This window comes from Streptomyces sp. JLBT605, assembly GCF_058215555.1.
This window is the reverse complement of the sequence record NZ_CM177087.1, coordinates 1,478,321-1,495,525: the sequence shown is the minus strand read 5'-3', so window position 1 is coordinate 1,495,525 and position 17,205 is coordinate 1,478,321. Positions and strand designations below refer to the sequence as shown.

Genomic DNA, 17,205 nt, shown 5'->3' with positions numbered 1-17,205 from the left:
CGGTGGTGGCGGCGCGCCGTCAGGGATGAGAGGGCTCAGCCCTTCTCGGTGATCTTCGGGGCGGCCTCGTACTTGTAGTTCGCCGGACCGAAGTTGGCCTTCACGGCCTTCTCCCAGGAACCGTCCTTGACCATCTTCTCCAGGGCCTTGTTGATCTTCTCCTGGAGCTCGGTGTCGCCCTTCTTGATACCGATGCCGTAGTTCTCGTCGCTGAGCTTCAGCCCCGCGAGCTTGAACTTGCCCTGGTGCTCCTTCTGTGCCGCGAAACCGGCCAGGATGGAGTCATCCGTGGTCAGCGCGTCGATGTTCTTGTTCTCCAGGCCCGACAGGCACTGCGAGTAGCCGCTGTACTCCTGGAGCTTGGCCTTGGGCGCGAAGTCGTCGTGGACGTTCTTCGCGGAGGTCGAGCCGACGACCGAGCACAGCCGCTTGGAGTTGAGGTCCTTGACGTCCTTGATGGACTTGTCGTTGGCGCGGATCAGCAGGTCCTGGTGGGCGAGGAAGTACGGGCCGGCGAAGCTGACCTTCTCCTTGCGCTCATCGGTGATCGAGTAGCTGGCCGCGATGAACTTCACGTCGCCGCGCGAGAGCATGGCCTCGCGCTCGCCGCTCGGCGCCGGCTTCCACTCGATGTCCTTGGCGTCGTAGCCCAGTTCCTTGGCCACGTACGTGGCGACGTCGACGTCGAAGCCGGTGTAGTCGCCATCGGGGGTCTTGAGGCCCACACCCGGCTGGTCGAACTTGATGCCGATCTTGATCTTGTCGTCGTCCCCGCCGGAGCCGCAGGCGGTGGCGGTGGCGGACAGGGCGAGCACGGCAGCGGCCGCGGCGGCCGTCCTGCGGAACTTCATGGTGAACATCCTTTTGTCTTCGTCGAGTCGCCGAGTCGCCGGTGGTTTCCGGACGATCGATTCGTCGGGCGGGGTGATCAGCGGTGATCAGTGGTGCAGGATCTTCGACAGGAAGTCCTTGGCGCGGTCACTGCGGGGGTTGCTGAAGAACTGCTCCGGCGGGGCCTCTTCGAGGATCCGGCCGTCGGCCATGAAGACGACCCGGTTGGCGGCGGAGCGGGCGAAGCCCATCTCGTGGGTGACGACGACCATCGTCATGCCCTCGCTGGCGAGCTGCTGCATGACCTCCAGCACCTCGTTGATCATCTCCGGGTCGAGCGCGGAGGTCGGCTCGTCGAAGAGCATCACCTTCGGGTCCATCGCCAGCGCCCGGGCGATCGCCACACGCTGCTGCTGGCCACCGGAGAGCTGCGCCGGGTACTTGTCCGCCTGGGTGCCGACACCGACGCGGTCCAGCAGTGCGCGAGCCTTCTCCTCGGCGGCCTTCTTGTCCGTCTTGCGGACCTTGATCTGGCCCAGCGTGACGTTCTCCAGCACCGTCTTGTGTGCGAAGAGGTTGAACGACTGGAAGACCATGCCCACATCGGAGCGGAGCCGGGCGAGCTCCTTGCCCTCCTGCGGAAGCGGGAGACCATCGATGGTGATCGTCCCGGAGTCGATCGTCTCCAGACGGTTGATCGTCCGGCACAGCGTGGACTTGCCCGACCCGGACGGGCCGATGACCACGACGACCTCACCCCGGGTGATGGACAGGTTGATGTCCTGGAGCACGTGCAAAGCGCCGAAGTGCTTGTTGACTCCTGTCAGCGCGACCAGCTCGCCCGCCACTGGTGTGGCGTCCTTGGTCACCGATACTTCGCTCATCGGCGTCTCGCTCCATCCTCCTCGGTTGGGAGGACCATAGAAGGCTGTCCTGATGAGCGTCATCACATCTGAGCTGAAATTGAGCATAACGATCCGGCTGCAAACCGACACTCTGCGTGAACGGGGCGCGGAGGCTCTCCTACCGCCGCGCGGAGACTTTTCGTACCGGCTGCATAACGGAACCCGGGCCGGGCCAGGATCCGTCTTGACGGGCACGCCGCACATCAGCGTGTATGCCCTGTGGCCGTGTCATCCGCCGTACATGCCCCGTACGCACCGGCGACACGGAAGAGCAAGCCGCAGACGCGAGTGACCAGACGCGAGTGACGAAAGGAGAGCCGATGAGACTGCTGCTCGTCGAGGACGACAACCATGTCGCCGCGGCGCTCTCGGCCGTCCTCGCCCGGCACGGGTTCTGCGTCACCCACGCCCGCAGCGGCGAGGAGGCGCTGCGCGCGCTGCTGCCCGACGCCGGCGCGCCCTTCGGCGTGGTCCTCCTCGATCTCGGCCTGCCCGATCAGGACGGCTTCGAGGTGTGCGGCCGGATCCGCAAACTCACCAGCACACCGGTGATCATGGTCACCGCGCGGGCGGACGTACGCTCCCGCATCCACGGCCTCAACCTCGGCGCCGACGACTACGTCGTCAAGCCGTACGACCCGATGGAGCTGCTCGCCCGCATCCACGCGGTGAGCCGCCGCACCGTGCCCGACGCCGCCCCCGGCGCTCCCGAGGAGCCGGCCGAGGGCCGGGTGCCGCCGCTGCGGCTCGGCCCGCTCAGCATCGAGATCCCCACCCGCCAGGTGTCCGTGTCCGGCGCCACGGTGCCGCTCACCCGCAAGGAGTTCGACCTGCTCGCGCTGCTCGCCCAGCGCCCCGGCGTCGTCTTCCGCCGCGAACAGATCATCAGCGAGGTGTGGCGCACCAGTTGGGAGGGGACCGGGCGCACTCTGGAGGTGCACATCGCCTCGCTGCGCTCCAAGCTCCGCATGCCCGCCCTGATAGAGACGGTCCGCGGCGTCGGCTACCGGCTCGTGCCCCCGGCCGCGCGCTGACCGGCACCCGACCCCGTCCACCGTGCGTTCCCGACTCCTCCCGCTGCTGATCGTCCTGATGGCGGGCGTCCTGCTGGCCCTCGGCTTCCCGCTCGCGGCCAGCTACGCCGCCCGGGAGCAGCAGCGGGTGATCGTCGACCGGATCGACGACACCACCCGCTTCGCCTCCCTCGCCCAGTTCGTCAACGACCGCCCGCCGCTGACCATCGGATCGCGCGGCGAGGACGACGAGCGACTGGCGACCCTCCAGGACGACCTGGACCGCTACTACGCCGTCTACGGCATCCGGGCCGGCGTCTTCCAACGGGACGGCAGGCCGCTGGCGAAGGCCCCCGCCGACTGGCAGCTGCCCAGCGAAGGGGAGGGCGCCGAGGCGTTCGCCGAGGCGCTCGCCGGCCGGCGCAGCCACGACCCCCGCCAGGTCCTGCCCTGGCAGCGGGACCGGATCACCGTCGCCTCCCCGGTCGTCCGCGACGGCGACGTCGTCCACGTCGTGGTCACCGAGTCGCCCACCGGCCCGATGCGGTCGCGGATCCTGCACGGCTGGCTGCTCATCGCCGCCGGCGAGGCGGCGGCCATGCTGGTCGCGGTCGGCGCCGCCATCCGGCTCACCGGCTGGGTCCTGCGGCCGGTGCGGGTGCTGGACGCCGCCACCCACGGCATCGCCACCGGCAGGCTGAACTCCCGCGTCGCGGCCGCCTCCGGCCCACCCGAACTACGCCGCCTGGCCCGCTCCTTCAACGAGATGGCCGACCATGTCGAGGACGTCCTCGAACAGCAGCGGGCGTTCGTCGCCGACGCCTCCCACCAGCTACGCAACCCACTGGCGGCACTGCTGCTGCGCATCGAGCTCCTCGCCCTGGAACTGCCCGACGGCCACGCGGAGATCGACTCGGTCCGCGCCGAGGGCAAGCGGCTGGCCCGGGTGCTGGACGACCTGCTCGACCTGGCCCTGGCCGAGCACTCCACCAGCGAGCTCCTCCGCACCGACATCGCCGAGCTGGCCGCCGACCGGGTCGCCGCCTGGCTGCCGCTCGCCGAGAGCCAGGACATCCGGCTGACCGGCACCGGGACGACGTCCGCCACCGGCTGGGCCGACCCGGTCGCGCTCTCCAGCGCGCTGGACGCGGTCGTCGACAACGCGCTCAAGTTCACCCCGGCCGGCGCGGCCGTCGAGGTGGCGGTGGCGGTGGAAGCGGAGGCGGTCACGATCACCGTCACCGACGAGGGACCCGGGCTCACCGAGGAGGAGCTGGCCCGGGTCGGCGACCGCTTCTGGCGCAGCAACCGGCACCAGAACATCTCCGGATCGGGGCTGGGGCTCTCCATCTCGCGGACCCTGCTCGCCGCGGGCGGCGCCGGCCTCGCCTTCGCTCCCAACGAACCCACCGGCCTGCGGGTGACCATCACCGTCCCGCGCGGCACCACCGCGCAAGACCAACCGGAATCCGCCCAGAGGGCGTCCGGCGGGTCGCCGGGGAGCCCCATCGGGCAACCCCCTACGGCTTGACCGACCGGTAGTAGCGCACCGCGCCCTCGTGCAGCCGAAGCGGATCGGTGAACACCGCCGTCCGCAGGTCGACCTTCTGCGCCGCGTGCACCACCTCGCCGATCCGGTCCCGGCTGCGGATCACCGTGCGGGTGATCTCCTCGGTGAGGGAGGCGTCCGCCCGGTCCGTCGTCACCAGCAGGTTGGCCACCGCGATGGTCTTGACCTCCTCGCCCCGCTGCACCAGCGGATAGGCGTCCGCGGGCATCACCGCGGCGCGGTAGTAGCGGGTCCGGTCACCCTGAGCGTGCAGCCGCTCGGTCAGATCCCCGAGCTGGACCAGCCGGATCGGAACGTTCCGCGCCAGGTCCTGGACCGCGGTGGTGGGGAGCCCGCCGGACCAGAAGAACGCGTCCAGCTCGCCCTTGCGCAGCAGCGAGGTCATCCGGTCGATACCGACCCGCCGCGCCTTGACGGTGGTCAGATCGAGCCCGGCGGCCGCCAGCAGCCGCCGCGTGATCAGCTGCACACCCGACCGGTCCTCGCCGACCCCCACCCGCAGCCCCTTCAGGTCCCGGGCCGAGTGCACCGGGGAGCCCTGCGGCACCACCAGCTGCATGTAGTCGTCGTACAGCCGCGCGCAGGCCCGCAGCCGCTCCGCGCCCTTCCCGCCCTGCGCCGAGTAGGTGGCGACCGCGTCGGCGGTGGCGATCGCGTACGACGCCTCGCCGCTGACCAGCCGCTGCACGTTCTCCACCGAGCCCTGGCTGGGCAGCAGCCGCACCTCGACATCCGGAAGATCGCGGCGCAGATCGGTGCGGAGCAGGGTGCCGTACTTCTCGTACACCCCGGTGGGCACCCCGGTGGACAGCACCACCCGGCCGGCCGGCGCGGACCCGCCGCCGACCGGCAGCAGCCACCACAGCAGCAGCGCGAGGACCACGGCGGCGGCCGCGGACTGCAGCGCGCGGCGTCGGCGCGGATGCCGGGGGGTGTCGGACATGCCCCCGATCCTGCCAGCCGTCGCCGCGAGAAGGGAGGGGCGGGGGACGGATCCGAGCACGTACCCTGGTCGATTGAGATGACTGCGAAGACTTACGAGGTGCGCACCTACGGGTGCCAGATGAACGTCCACGACTCCGAGCGGCTGTCCGGCCTGCTGGAGGACGCCGGCTACGTGCGTGCGCCCGAGGGCACCGCCGAAGGCGAAGCCGATGTCGTCGTCTTCAACACCTGCGCGGTGCGGGAGAACGCCGACAACCGGCTCTACGGCAACCTCGGCCGGCTGGCTCCGATGAAGACCAGGCGGCCCGGGATGCAGATCGCCGTCGGCGGCTGCCTGGCCCAGAAGGACCGCGACACCATCGTCAAGCGGGCCCCCTGGGTGGATGTGGTGTTCGGCACCCACAACATCGGCAAGCTGCCGGTGCTGCTGGAGCGCGCCCGGGTCCAGGAAGAGGCTCAGGTCGAGATCGCCGAGTCGCTGGAAGCCTTCCCCTCCACCCTGCCCACCCGCCGCGAGTCGGCGTACGCGGCCTGGGTCTCCATCTCCGTCGGCTGCAACAACACCTGCACCTTCTGCATCGTCCCGGCGCTGCGCGGCAAGGAGAAGGACCGCCGCCCCGGCGACATCCTCGCCGAGGTGGAGGCGCTGGTCGCCGAAGGCGTCACCGAGATCACCCTGCTCGGCCAGAACGTCAACGCCTACGGCTCGGACATCGGCGACCGCGAGGCGTTCTCCAAGCTGTTGCGTGCCTGCGGGAAGATCGAGGGCCTGGAGCGGGTCCGCTTCACCTCGCCGCACCCGCGCGACTTCACCGACGACGTCATCGCCGCCATGGCCGAGACGCCGAACGTGATGCCCCAGCTCCACATGCCGCTGCAGTCCGGCTCGGACACCGTGCTCAAGGCGATGCGCCGCTCCTACCGCCAGGAGCGCTACCTGGGCATCATCGAGAAGGTGCGCGCCGCGATCCCGCACGCCGCCATCTCCACCGACATCATCGTGGGCTTCCCCGGCGAGACCGAGGAGGACTTCGAGCAGACCCTGCACGCGGTGCGCGAGGCCCGCTTCGCGCAGGCCTTCACCTTCCAGTACTCCAAGCGGCCCGGCACCCCGGCCGCCGAGATGGAGGGGCAGATCCCCAAGGAGGTCGTCCAGGCGCGCTACGAGCGGCTGGTCGCGCTCCAGGAGGAGATCTCCTGGGAGGAGAACAAGAAGCAGGTCGGCCGCACCCTGGAGGTCATGGTCGCGGAGGGCGAGGGCCGCAAGGACGACGCCACCCAGCGGCTCTCCGGCCGCGCCCCCGACAACCGGCTCGTCCACTTCACCAAGCCGGACCAGCCGGTGCGCCCCGGCGACGTGGTGACCGTCGAGATCACCTACGCCGCCCCGCACCACCTGCTCGCCGAGGGCCCGGCGCTCGCGCTCCGGCGCACCCGGGCGGGCGACGCCTGGGAGAAGCGGAACGCGGCCCCGCAGGAGAAGCCCGCCGGAGTGATGCTGGGCCTGCCGACCATCGGCGCGCCCGCCCCGAGCCCGGCGCCGGCCGCGGGCTGCGGCTGCGACTGACCCGAGGGCGATACGACGCCCGTGAACGGCCTGCCGTGGTGGCACTCCGCCCCCGGCAGGCCGTTCCGCTAGGGTTCCGGCCATGCTCGTCGCCGCTGCCGCCTGCCCCTGCCCACCGCTGCTCGTGCCCGAGCTGGCGGCCGGAGCCGCCCCCGAGCTGGACGCGCTGCGCGCCGCCTGCGCCGACGCGATCGGGGTGCTCGCCGCCGCCCGCCCCGACCGGCTGGTGGTCATCGGCCCGGCGGAGGAGGCCGGGCACGGTCCGCACCCGCAGGGCGCGCCCGGGTCGTTCCGCGGCTTCGGCGTCGACGTCCAGGTGCGGCTGGGCCGGGGCGAGGCGAGCGGCGCGCGCGAGCTGCCGCCCTCCCTGGCGGTGGCCGGCTGGCTGCTGGAGCGCACCGAGTGGTCCGCCGCCCCGGTCGAGGGACTCGGCGTCGGCGAGATGCTGACGGCCGCCCGGTGCGCCCAGGTGGGACGCGAGCTGGCGGCGTCGACGGGCCGTCTCGCGCTGCTGGTGATGGGCGACGGAAGCGCCTGCCGGTCACTGAAGGCGCCCGGCTATCTGGACGAGCGGGCGGCCGGCTTCGACGCCGAGGTGGTGCGCGCGCTGGGCGCCGTGGACACCGCCGCACTGGCCGCGCTGGATCAGCAACTCGCGGCCGAGCTGCTGGTGACGGGCCGGGCGCCGTGGCAGGTGCTCGCCGGCGCGGGGGAGAGCGCGGGCCTGGACGGCGCGGTGCTCTACGACCAGGCGCCGTACGGCGTGAGCTACACGGTCGCGACCTGGTCGTAGCCGAGGGCCTGCCCTCACAGCGGCGAGTGCCTGGTCGCGGCCGAGCCCTGGTCGCGGCCGAGAGCCTGGTCGTAGCCGAGAACCTGCTCTCGCAGAAGCGAGTGCCTGGCCACAGCCTTGAGGACCTGGCAGTAGCCGGCGGAGCCGTGTCAGGGCAGCCGGAGCCGTCACACCCGGTACCGACCCGCGAGGAAGCGTCACGCGCCGCGCCGGACGCGCGGCGGCCACGGAGCGGGGCGCTCCGTGGCCGTCCACGCCGGGGGATCAGCCGCCCGAGGTGCCGCCGGCGCCGGATTCCGGTCCGCTACCGGGCTCCGCACCGGGCTCGGCCTCGGGACGCGTGGCCCGGGTACCGCCCTCGGTGTCCTTGTGGGAGAGGCGGCCCAGGGCGTCCTTGGCCTTGCCCGTGCCGGTCTCGATCTTGCCGCTGTACTTGCCCTTGGTCTTGGTGTCGACCGTCTTCGCGGCCTTGTCGAGCCCTCGCTCGATCTTGTCCTCGTGCTGCTGCACGAAATCGCCGGCCTTGCCCTTCATCCGGTCGGCCGTGGCCTTGAGAGTGTCCAGCAGGCCCATGAGCCACCTTCCCTCGTCACAGAACTACTTCCGGGCGCCCTCTCCGGTCTCGCTGTCGGCCGCCTCCTCGGCGCCCTGCTGCTTCGGAATCTCCACGCTCTCGCCCGCCCCGGCCTGCTCCTGCGCCGAGGCACTTCCGTCCGCCGCTGCTGTGCCGTCCTCAGCGGCTTCGGCAGTGGCTTCGGCGGTCGATTCCTCCGTGGTCGATTCCTCCGTCTGAGGGCCCACTGCGGCCGCTTCGGTTGACGCCTCGGACTGCCTACGGCGAAACCTTGCAAAAACGCCCATATCTACTCCATACCTTACTCGTGTGGGCGAAATCCCGTACGGCGCGGGGCGTCCCATTGCGCCGCTCGCCAGGCCCGGTCCGTGAACGGGCCGCCGGAACCTCGCAACGGGCAACGACCCCGTTCCCGGCCCGTCACGTCACTCGTTCGAGAGCCGCTCCCGGGGTTTGCGAGACTGTTCCCGTGAACAGCGCAGTTCCCTCTCCGCCAGTCATCGCCGTCGTCGGGCCCACCGCGGCCGGCAAGTCCGACCTGGGCGTGGCCCTCGCACGCCGTCTGGGCGGCGAGGTCATCAACGCCGACTCCATGCAGCTCTACCGCGGCATGGACATCGGCACCGCCAAGCTGACCCCCGACGAACAGCAGGGCATCCCGCACCACCTGCTGGACATCTGGGACGTGACCGAGGCGGCGAGCGTCGCGGAGTACCAGCGGCTGGCCCGCGCCGAGATCGACCGGCTGCTCGCTTCAGGCCGCACCCCGGTCCTGGTCGGCGGCTCCGGCCTGTACGTCCGCGGGGCCATCGACGCGCTCGAGTTCCCCGGCACCGATCCCGCGGTACGCGCCCGGCTGGAGGCCGAACTGGCCGAGTCCGGCCCCGGCCCCCTGCACACCCGGCTGGCCGCCGCCGACCCCGAAGCCGCCCGCGCCATCCTGCCCAGCAACGGCCGCCGGGTGGTGCGCGCCCTGGAGGTCATCGAGATCACCGGGCGCCCCTTCACCGCGAACCTCCCCGGGCACGAGGCGGTCTACGACACCGTCCAGATCGGCGTGGACGTCGAGCGGCCCGAGCTGGACGACCGGATCGCCCGGCGGGTGGACCGGATGTGGGAGGCCGGACTGGTCGAGGAGGTGCGCTCCCTGGAGGCGCGCGGCCTGCGCTCCGGACGCACCGCCTCCCGGGCGCTGGGCTACCAGCAGGTGCTCGCCGCGCTGGCCGGGGAGTGCACCGAGGACGAGGCCCGCGCCGAGACGGTGCGCGCCACCAAGCGATTCGCGCGCCGTCAGGACTCGTGGTTCCGGCGCGACCCGCGCGTGCACTGGCTGAGCGGTGCCGCCGCCGACCGGAGGGAACTGGAAGCCCGGGCACTGGCGTTGGTCGAACGAGCGGTCACAGCCTGATCACGTCATGGCATCGGGAAGCACCGGGTGTCAATAGCGCCCCCGTCCGCGTGCCATCATCGAGCTCGATCGTGCCGTGACTGGAGTTGGGAGGGCGTGTGGCGATGGAGGCCGGCCCTCGCGACACATCACAGCAGCAGAGTGATCCGGAGACGCTGGTTCCGGAGAGACCCGAGGCCGAAGGCGCCCCGGCGGACCCGGTGACACCGGACGACCGAGGGCTGGGCCTGCTGGACGACCCGGTGGCCCTGGAGGGCTCCGGCGATCCGGGAGACGGCGCCGGCCTGGCGGACCCGGCAGCCCTCGGCGACGCGGAGCTGCTCGGCGACGTGGCGGACCTGGACGATCCGGAATCCCTGGACGGTCCGGCGGCTCCCGGCGAGTCCTTCCGCGATCTGCGTCCGCCGCGCCGCCTGCGGATCTGGCAGATCGCCCCCATCGTGGGCCTGGCGATCTTCGGTTCCCTGATGTTCGCCTTCCCGCTGGCCTTCGAGTTCGGCGACGGCGGCGCGGTGGTGGCCATGCTCGGCCTGCTGCTGAGCTGCTGCGCCGCCGGATGGGGCCTGATGGCCGCCCGGCGCGTCGGCTACACCTGGCCCGGACTGCCGCCACGCGGCTCCGGACGCCGCCCGGACTGGCGCTTCGTGTTCCTCTACATCGCCGTGGTCGCCCTCATCGCCGCGCTGGCGATCCTGCGCGTGGCCCGGCTCCGCTAGGGGGTGTCCGACGGGTCTGCGCGGCGTCGCGACCCCTGGCACCCGCGCTCGCGGCGTTGTCGTCAGTCGCCGACGCTCCGCGTGGACTCCCTCCTCCGCCTTGCGATCACAGGCACCATGGGCCGCTCCTTCTCCCACGCCGACCCATCGGACACCCCCTAGCCCCCTCGCCCACGTCGATCACGCCTGACCCGCGTCGATCACCTCTGGTCCCGCCGCTCACCCGTGGCCCTCTCGCCGCCCCCGGCTACCGCCCCGGGCGCTTCGCGCCGCGACCCGTAAGATCGAGGGGTGAACATCGCGCGACCCCTCACCTTCCTCAAGGGCCACGGCACCGAGAACGACTTCGTGATCATCCCCGACCCAGAAGGCACCCTCGACCTCTCCGCCGCGGACGTGGCGAGGCTCTGCGACCGCCGGGCCGGCATCGGCGGTGACGGTGTGCTGCGCGTGGTCCGCTCCGCCCTCCACCCCGCGGCGCGCGCCATGGCCGGCGAGGCCGAGTGGTTCATGGACTACCGCAACGCCGACGGCTCCATTGTCGAGATGTGCGGCAACGGAGTCCGGGTCTTCGCCCGGTATCTGCTGCACGCCGGACATGTCACCTACGGCGATGTGGCGGTCGCCACCCGCTCGGGTGTGAAGCTCGCGCACCTCGACAAGGACGGCGACGTCACCGTCTCCATGGGCCGCGCCCAACTCCCCGCCGAGCAGGTCACCGTGACCGTCGGTGAGCACAGCTGGCCCGCGCGCAACGTCAACATGGGCAATCCGCACGCGGTCGCCTTCGTCGACGATCTCGACCACGCCGGCGAACTGGAGTCCGCACCGCCGTTCCACCCCGCGAGCGTCTACCCCGAGGGCGTGAACGTCGAGTTCGTGGTGGACCGCGGCCCCGGCCATGTGGCGATGCGCGTCCACGAGCGGGGCTCGGGCGAAACCCGCTCCTGCGGCACCGGCGCCTGCGCGGTGGCCGTCGCCACCGCCCGGCGGGACGGCGTGGACCCGGCGGTGACCGGCGCCCCCGTCACGTACACCGTGGACGTGCTCGGCGGCCGGCTGGTCATCACCGAGCTGCCGGACGGTTCCGTGGAGATGACCGGCTCCGCCGTGATCGTCGCCGAGGGGACGCTCGACCCCGAGTGGTGGGCCGGCGCGGGCGTCCACTGAGACGCGAGCCGGACACTGCCGCGACTGCGGTCCACGCTCTGCCGCAAATCGAGTTTCGGGAGAAATAACTCGCTCGAATGGGTGATCCGTTTCACTCTCGGCGAGAGCCGGTCGGCCGTGCGTGATGGGCTCGGTAGCATCAAGCACCGGCCCCGGGGGTGAACCCACGCCGGTCCACCCAGCCGGAGGTTGCCCATGAGCGCACAGGCCACGGACCCCGCCGCCCTTGCCCGCAGGCGCGGCCTCCCCCGACTCGATCTTCGGAACCTCCGCCGGTTCAGCAGGACCGCCCTCCTCGGACCGGGCTCCCGGGACCGCCTGCCCGACGCCATCGAGCACATCGCCAAGATCCATCGCGCCCACCACCCCGGCGCCGATCTCGATGTGCTGCGCCAGGCATACGTGCTGGCGGAGTCGTCGCACCGCGGCCAGATGCGCAAGAGCGGCGAGCCTTACATCACCCACCCCCTCGCCGTCACCCTGATCCTGGCCGAACTCGGCGCCGAGACCACCACGTTGACGGCCTCCCTGCTCCACGACACCGTCGAGGACACCGAAGTGACCCTCGATCAGGTCCGGGAGCAGTTCGGCGAGGAGGTCCGCTACCTCGTCGACGGAGTCACCAAGCTGGAGAAGGTCGACTACGGCGCCGCCGCCGAGCCAGAAACGTTTCGCAAGATGCTCGTCGCCACCGGCAACGACGTCCGCGTGATGTCCATCAAGCTCGCCGACCGGCTGCACAACATGCGCACCCTCGGCGTCATGCGGCCGGAGAAACAGGCCCGGATCGCCAAGGTCACCCGCGATGTGCTCATCCCGCTCGCCGAACGGCTCGGCGTACAGGCCCTCAAGACCGAGCTGGAGGACCTGGTCTTCGCCATCCTCCACCCCGAGGAGTACGCCCGCACCCGCGATCTGCTGCTCACCCACGCGGACCGTCCCGACCCGCTGACCAAGGTCGCCGAGGAGGTGCGGGCCGTACTCCACGACGCCGGCATCGCCGCCGAAGTGGCCGTCCGGCCCCGGCACTTCGTCTCCGTCCACCGGGTACGGGTCAAACGCGGCGAGCTGACCGGGCTCGACCTCGGCCGGCTCCTCGTCCTCGTCACCGAGAACGCCGACTGCTACGCGGTCCTCGGCGAGCTGCACACCTGCTTCACCCCCGTCATCGCGGAGTTCAAGGACTTCATCGCGGTCCCCAAGTTCAACCTCTACCAGTCGCTGCACACCGCGGTCGCCGGCCCCGAGGGGCGGCTCGCCGAAGTCCTCATCCGCACCCACCAGATGCACCGGGTGGCCGAGGCCGGCGTGGTGGCCCTCGGCAATCCCTACGCCCCCTCCGCAGGCGAGCACGGTGCCTCCGACACCCTCGACGGCGAGCGCACCGACCCCACCCGCCCCGGCTGGCTCTCCCGGCTCCTCGACTGGCAGCGCGCCACCCCCGACCCGGACGCCTTCTGGAGCTCGCTCCGCGACGACCTCGCCCAGGACCGGGAGATCACCGTCTTCCGCGCCGACGGCGGCACCCTCGGCCTGCCCGGCGGCGCCAGCTGCGTGGACGCCGCCTACGCCCTGCACGGCGAGGCCGCGCACGCCTGCATCGGGGCCCGGGTCAACGGCCGGCTGGCGACCCTCGGCACGGTGCTGCGCGACGGCGACACCCTGCAACTGCTGATCGCCCGGGACGCAGCCTCCTCGGGACCGTCCCCGGAATGGCTCGACCACGCCCGTACCCCGGCCGCGCGCATCGCGATCTCCCGCTGGCTGGCCGCCCACCCGGCGCCCCCGGAGGGGCCGGCCGCCGAAGCTCCCAGCCCCGACCGCCCGGTCAGCCCGGAGCCGGCCGGCGAGGACCGCAGGGAGGCCGGGATCGTCGCCGACCTGCCGGGCGCCGCGGCCCGGCTCGCCGGGTGCTGTACGCCGGTGCCGCCGGACGCCGTCACCGGCTTCGCGGTACGCGGCGGAGCCGTCACCGTCCACCGCCAGGAGTGCCCGGTGGTGGCCCGGATGACCGCGAGCGGACGGCAGCCGGTCGGGGTCCGCTGGCGCGAGCGGGAGAGCGACCGGGAGACGGCCGACTACCGCGTGACGCTGTGCGCCGAGGCGTTCAGCCGGCCGCACCTGCTCGCCGACCTCACCGAGGCCATCGCCGCCGAGGGCGTGGCCGTGGTCGCGGCGGCCGTGGAACCCCCGCACGAGCAGCGGGTCCGGCACACCTACACCCTCCAGCTCCCCGACGCGGGCCGGCTGCCGGGCCTGATGCGCGCCATGCGCCGCGTCCCCGGCGTCTACGACGTCACCCGCCCCGGCCGCCGGATGGCCGCGACCGGCCCCTGACCTGCCCTCCCGCCCCCGAACGGGTGGACTTACGGAGCGCCCCCCCGAACGGGTGGACTCGCGGAGCCCTGCCGCGTGGCGTCGCGCGGCTGCTGGTAGCCGTAGCCCATGCCGCACACTTCCGCCCGCCGCCGGGCAGTCCGCCGCAGTACCGCCCTGGCCGCCGCCGCGCTCACGGCCTTCGCCGCCGCAGCCCCGACGACCCCGTCGCCGCAGGGCATCGGCGACCGGCTCTTCCCGTACCTCGGCAACCCCGGCTACGACGTCCAGGCATACGACATCGACCTCGACTACCACGGCAACCGCCGGCCGCTGGACGCCGTCACCACCATCGACGCCCGGGCCCTGGCCGACATGCGGCGCTTCAACCTCGACTTCACCCACGGCACCGTGCGATCGGTCGAGGTGGACGGCCGGCCCGCGGCGTTCACCACCGTCGAGCAGGATCTGGTGGTCACCCCCGGGAGCGCCATCCCCACCGGGGACACCTTCGAGGTGGTCATCCGCCACACCAGCGACCCGCGCGGCCCGGCGACGGGCGGCTGGGTCCCCACCCGGGACGGGCTGGTCATGGCCAACCAGGCCAACGCCGCGCACCGTGTCTTCCCCTGCAACGACCACCCCTCCGACAAGGCGCGCTTCACCTTCCACATCACCGCGCCCAAGGAGCTCACGGTGGTCGCCGGCGGGCTGCCGGCCGGCCGCACCCGGCACGGGGCACGCACCACCTGGGACTACCGCCCCGAGCATCCGATGGCCACCGAGCTGGCACAGATCTCCATCGGCCGCTCCGCCCTCCTCCGCCGGCCCGGCCCGGACGGGCTGCCGGTGCGGGACGTGGTGCCCGCCAAGGACCGCCGGCTGCTGGCGAAATGGCTCGCCAGGACGCCCGCGCAGATCGCCTGGCTGGAACGGCGGCTCGGGCCGTACCCGTTCGAGACCTACGGCGTGCTCGTCGCCGACGCCACCACCGGCTTCGAGCTGGAGACCCAGACGCTCTCCCTGTTCGAGCGCGGGCTGTTCACCGACGGGCGGTTCCCCGCCTGGTACGTCGACGCGGTCATGGTGCACGAGCTGTCCCACCAGTGGTTCGGTGACAGCGTCAGCCCGCGCAACTGGTCCGACCTCTGGCTCAACGAAGGCCACGCCACCTGGTACGAGGCGCTCTACGCCGACCGGCACGGGAAGATGCCGCTGACCGAACGGATGCGCCAGGCCTACGCGCAGTCCGACGCCTGGCGGGCCCAGGGCGGGGCGCCCGCCGTCCCCAGGGCCGCCCGGCCCGGTGAGCAGATCGGCATCTTCCGCCCGGTGGTGTACGACGGCAGCGCCCTCGTCCTCTACGCACTGCGGCAGGAGATCGGCCGGACCTCGTTCGAGCGGCTGGAGCGGGCGTGGGTGGCCCGCCACAGGGACGGTGTGGCCTCCACCCGGGACTTCATGCGCCTCGCCTCGCACGTCGCCGGCCGCGACCTGACCGGATTCCTGCGCTCCTGGCTGTACGGGAAGAAGACACCGCCCATGCCGGGCCACCCGGACTGGAAGCCGGCGCCCGCGCCCGCGGTCAAGCCGGGGACGAAGGACCCCGCGGACGGGGCCCAGCCGCGGCGCGAGCAGGAGGCGAAGTCCGCGGTGCGGCCGGCCCCCGGCAAGGGCGGGAAACCCATGTGACGGGCCGCCTGCGGCATGCGACCATCGTCAGGTCGGCGACGCCGCCGCCGAGGGGAATCCCCGGGCGGTGCCGGACGTTGTCGATGTCGACAGCAGCCGAACGACGTAAGGATCGCATTGACCTTCTCCTCTTCCCTTCCGCAGGACCGGCAGCGCCCCGCCGAGAGCCTTCGGGCCGACGCCCTGATGGAAGAGGACGTCGCCTGGAGTCACGAGATCGACGGGGAGCGTGACGGCGACCAGCACGACCGCTCCGACCGTGCCGCGCTGCGGCGTGTGGCGGGTCTGTCCACCGAGCTGGAGGACGTCACCGAGGTCGAGTACCGGCAGCTGCGCCTGGAGCGCGTGGTGCTGGTCGGCGTGTGGACCTCCGGCACGGTGCAGGACGCCGAGAATTCCCTGGCCGAGCTGGCCGCACTCGCCGAGACGGCGGGTGCGCTGGTGCTGGACGGCGTGACCCAGCGCCGCGACAAGCCGGACCCGGCCACCTACATCGGCTCCGGCAAGGCGCAGGAGCTGCGGGACATCGTTCTCGAAAGCGGGGCCGACACCGTCGTGTGCGACGGTGAGCTCAGCCCCGGCCAGCTGATCCACCTGGAGGACGTCGTCAAGGTCAAGGTGGTCGACCGGACCGCCCTGATCCTCGACATCTTCGCCCAGCACGCCAAGTCCCGAGAGGGCAAGGCGCAGGTCTCGCTCGCCCAGATGCAGTACATGCTGCCGCGGCTGCGCGGCTGGGGTCAGTCGCTGTCCCGGCAGATGGGTGGCGGTGGCTCCGGCTCCTCGGGCGGCGGCATGGCCACCCGTGGTCCCGGTGAGACCAAGATCGAGACGGACCGTCGGCGCATCCGCGAGAAGATGGCGAAGATGCGCCGGGAGATCGCCGAGATGAAGACCGGCCGCGACATCAAGCGGCAGGAGCGCAAGCGCCACAAGGTGCCCTCGGTCGCCATCGCCGGGTACACCAACGCCGGAAAGTCCTCGCTGCTCAACCGGCTCACCGGTGCGGGCGTCCTGGTGGAGAACGCCCTGTTCGCCACCCTCGACCCGACCGTGCGCCGGGCCGAGACCCCCAGCGGGCGGCTCTACACCCTGGCGGACACCGTCGGATTCGTCCGGCACCTGCCGCACCACCTCGTCGAGGCCTTCCGCTCCACCATGGAGGAGGTCGGCGATGCCGATCTGATCCTGCACGTGGTGGACGGCTCGCACCCGGCGCCGGAGGAGCAGCTGGCCGCCGTGCGCGAGGTGATCCGTGATGTCGGCGCCCTGGACGTGCCCGAGATCGTGGTGATCAACAAGTCCGACGCGGCCGATCCGCTCGTCCTCCAGCGGCTGCTGCGCGTCGAGCGGCACGCCATCGCGGTGTCGGCCCGCAGCGGCCAGGGCATCGACGAGCTGCTCGCGCTGATCGACGCCGAGCTGCCGCGCCCGGACGTCGAGATCGAGGCCCTGGTGCCGTACACGCACGGAAAGCTGGTCGCCCGCGCGCACGCCGAGGGCGAGGTGCTCTCCGAGGAGCACACCGGCGAGGGCACCCTGCTCAAGGTCCGGGTCCACCAGGAGCTGGCCGCCGAGCTCCAGCCGTACGTGCCTGCCTCGGCGTGAGCACGGCCGCGGCATGAAGCCTCGGCACGAGCAAGGCCGCGGCATGAGTGAAGCCTCGGCATAAGCAAAGTCTCGGCATAAGCAAAGGCCCGCCCCC

Annotated in this window: 15 protein-coding genes; 10 read left to right on the top strand and 5 right to left on the bottom strand. The window is 72.0% G+C overall.

Features of this window, described 5'->3' with window-relative positions; translation table 11 throughout:
* Positions 1-35: 35 nt before the first annotated feature.
* Positions 36-851 (bottom strand): glutamate ABC transporter substrate-binding protein, encoded by an 816-nt coding sequence (locus tag AC4BDD_RS06815; protein WP_490690068.1) that lies wholly within the window; start codon positions 849-851, stop codon positions 36-38.
* A gap of 87 nt (positions 852-938) precedes the next feature.
* Positions 939-1,715, bottom strand: a complete 777-nt coding sequence (locus AC4BDD_RS06810; RefSeq protein ID WP_490690067.1) for an amino acid ABC transporter ATP-binding protein — start codon at positions 1,713-1,715, stop codon at positions 939-941.
* 341 nt (positions 1,716-2,056) lie between these two features.
* Between AC4BDD_RS06810 and AC4BDD_RS06805 the strand changes: the two genes are divergently transcribed.
* Positions 2,057-2,770, top strand: coding sequence for a response regulator transcription factor (locus tag AC4BDD_RS06805; protein WP_490690066.1), 714 nt, complete (start codon positions 2,057-2,059; stop codon positions 2,768-2,770).
* Between the two features lie 22 nt (positions 2,771-2,792).
* Positions 2,793-4,280, top strand: coding sequence for a sensor histidine kinase (locus AC4BDD_RS06800; RefSeq protein WP_490690065.1), 1,488 nt, complete (start codon positions 2,793-2,795; stop codon positions 4,278-4,280).
* Here AC4BDD_RS06800 and AC4BDD_RS06795 read toward each other — a convergent pair.
* The gene (locus tag AC4BDD_RS06795) at positions 4,270-5,262 is read right to left on the bottom strand and encodes a TAXI family TRAP transporter solute-binding subunit (RefSeq protein WP_490690064.1); all 993 of its coding nucleotides are present in this window, start codon (positions 5,260-5,262) and stop codon (positions 4,270-4,272) included. The two genes, AC4BDD_RS06800 and AC4BDD_RS06795, sit on opposite strands and share 11 nt — an antisense overlap.
* 78 nt (positions 5,263-5,340) lie before the next feature.
* Between AC4BDD_RS06795 and miaB the strand changes: the two genes are divergently transcribed.
* Positions 5,341-6,831: a tRNA (N6-isopentenyl adenosine(37)-C2)-methylthiotransferase MiaB gene (gene miaB, locus AC4BDD_RS06790; RefSeq protein WP_490690063.1), complete on the top strand. Its 1,491-nt coding sequence runs from the start codon at positions 5,341-5,343 to the stop codon at positions 6,829-6,831.
* A gap of 82 nt (positions 6,832-6,913) precedes the next feature.
* The gene (locus tag AC4BDD_RS06785; RefSeq protein WP_490690062.1) at positions 6,914-7,624 is read left to right on the top strand and encodes a class III extradiol dioxygenase subunit B-like domain-containing protein; all 711 of its coding nucleotides are present in this window, start codon (positions 6,914-6,916) and stop codon (positions 7,622-7,624) included.
* 264 nt (positions 7,625-7,888) lie between these two features.
* On the opposite strand, the gene AC4BDD_RS06780 is transcribed toward AC4BDD_RS06785, so the two are convergent.
* Complete coding sequence (locus tag AC4BDD_RS06780) at positions 7,889-8,197, bottom strand: antitoxin (RefSeq protein WP_490690061.1); 309 nt, start codon at positions 8,195-8,197, stop codon at positions 7,889-7,891.
* Between the two features lie 24 nt (positions 8,198-8,221).
* The gene (locus AC4BDD_RS06775) at positions 8,222-8,425 is read right to left on the bottom strand and encodes a gliding motility protein (RefSeq protein ID WP_490690060.1); all 204 of its coding nucleotides are present in this window, start codon (positions 8,423-8,425) and stop codon (positions 8,222-8,224) included.
* 242 nt (positions 8,426-8,667) lie between these two features.
* Between AC4BDD_RS06775 and miaA the strand changes: the two genes are divergently transcribed.
* From miaA to hflX, 6 genes are all read left to right on the top strand, one after another.
* Complete coding sequence (miaA, locus tag AC4BDD_RS06770) at positions 8,668-9,606, top strand: tRNA (adenosine(37)-N6)-dimethylallyltransferase MiaA (RefSeq protein ID WP_490690059.1); 939 nt, start codon at positions 8,668-8,670, stop codon at positions 9,604-9,606.
* A gap of 104 nt (positions 9,607-9,710) precedes the next feature.
* Positions 9,711-10,322, top strand: coding sequence for a hypothetical protein (locus tag AC4BDD_RS06765; protein ID WP_490691692.1), 612 nt, complete (start codon positions 9,711-9,713; stop codon positions 10,320-10,322).
* A gap of 291 nt (positions 10,323-10,613) precedes the next feature.
* Complete coding sequence (dapF, locus tag AC4BDD_RS06760; RefSeq protein WP_490690058.1) at positions 10,614-11,492, top strand: diaminopimelate epimerase; 879 nt, start codon at positions 10,614-10,616, stop codon at positions 11,490-11,492.
* 195 nt (positions 11,493-11,687) lie between these two features.
* On the top strand, positions 11,688-13,829 hold the full coding sequence (locus AC4BDD_RS06755) for a RelA/SpoT family protein (RefSeq protein ID WP_490690057.1): 2,142 nt from the start codon (positions 11,688-11,690) through the stop codon (positions 13,827-13,829).
* A gap of 108 nt (positions 13,830-13,937) precedes the next feature.
* On the top strand, positions 13,938-15,500 hold the full coding sequence (locus AC4BDD_RS06750; protein WP_490690056.1) for a M1 family metallopeptidase: 1,563 nt from the start codon (positions 13,938-13,940) through the stop codon (positions 15,498-15,500).
* 117 nt (positions 15,501-15,617) lie between these two features.
* Complete coding sequence (hflX, locus tag AC4BDD_RS06745; RefSeq protein WP_490690055.1) at positions 15,618-17,108, top strand: GTPase HflX; 1,491 nt, start codon at positions 15,618-15,620, stop codon at positions 17,106-17,108.
* Positions 17,109-17,205: the final 97 nt, after the last annotated feature.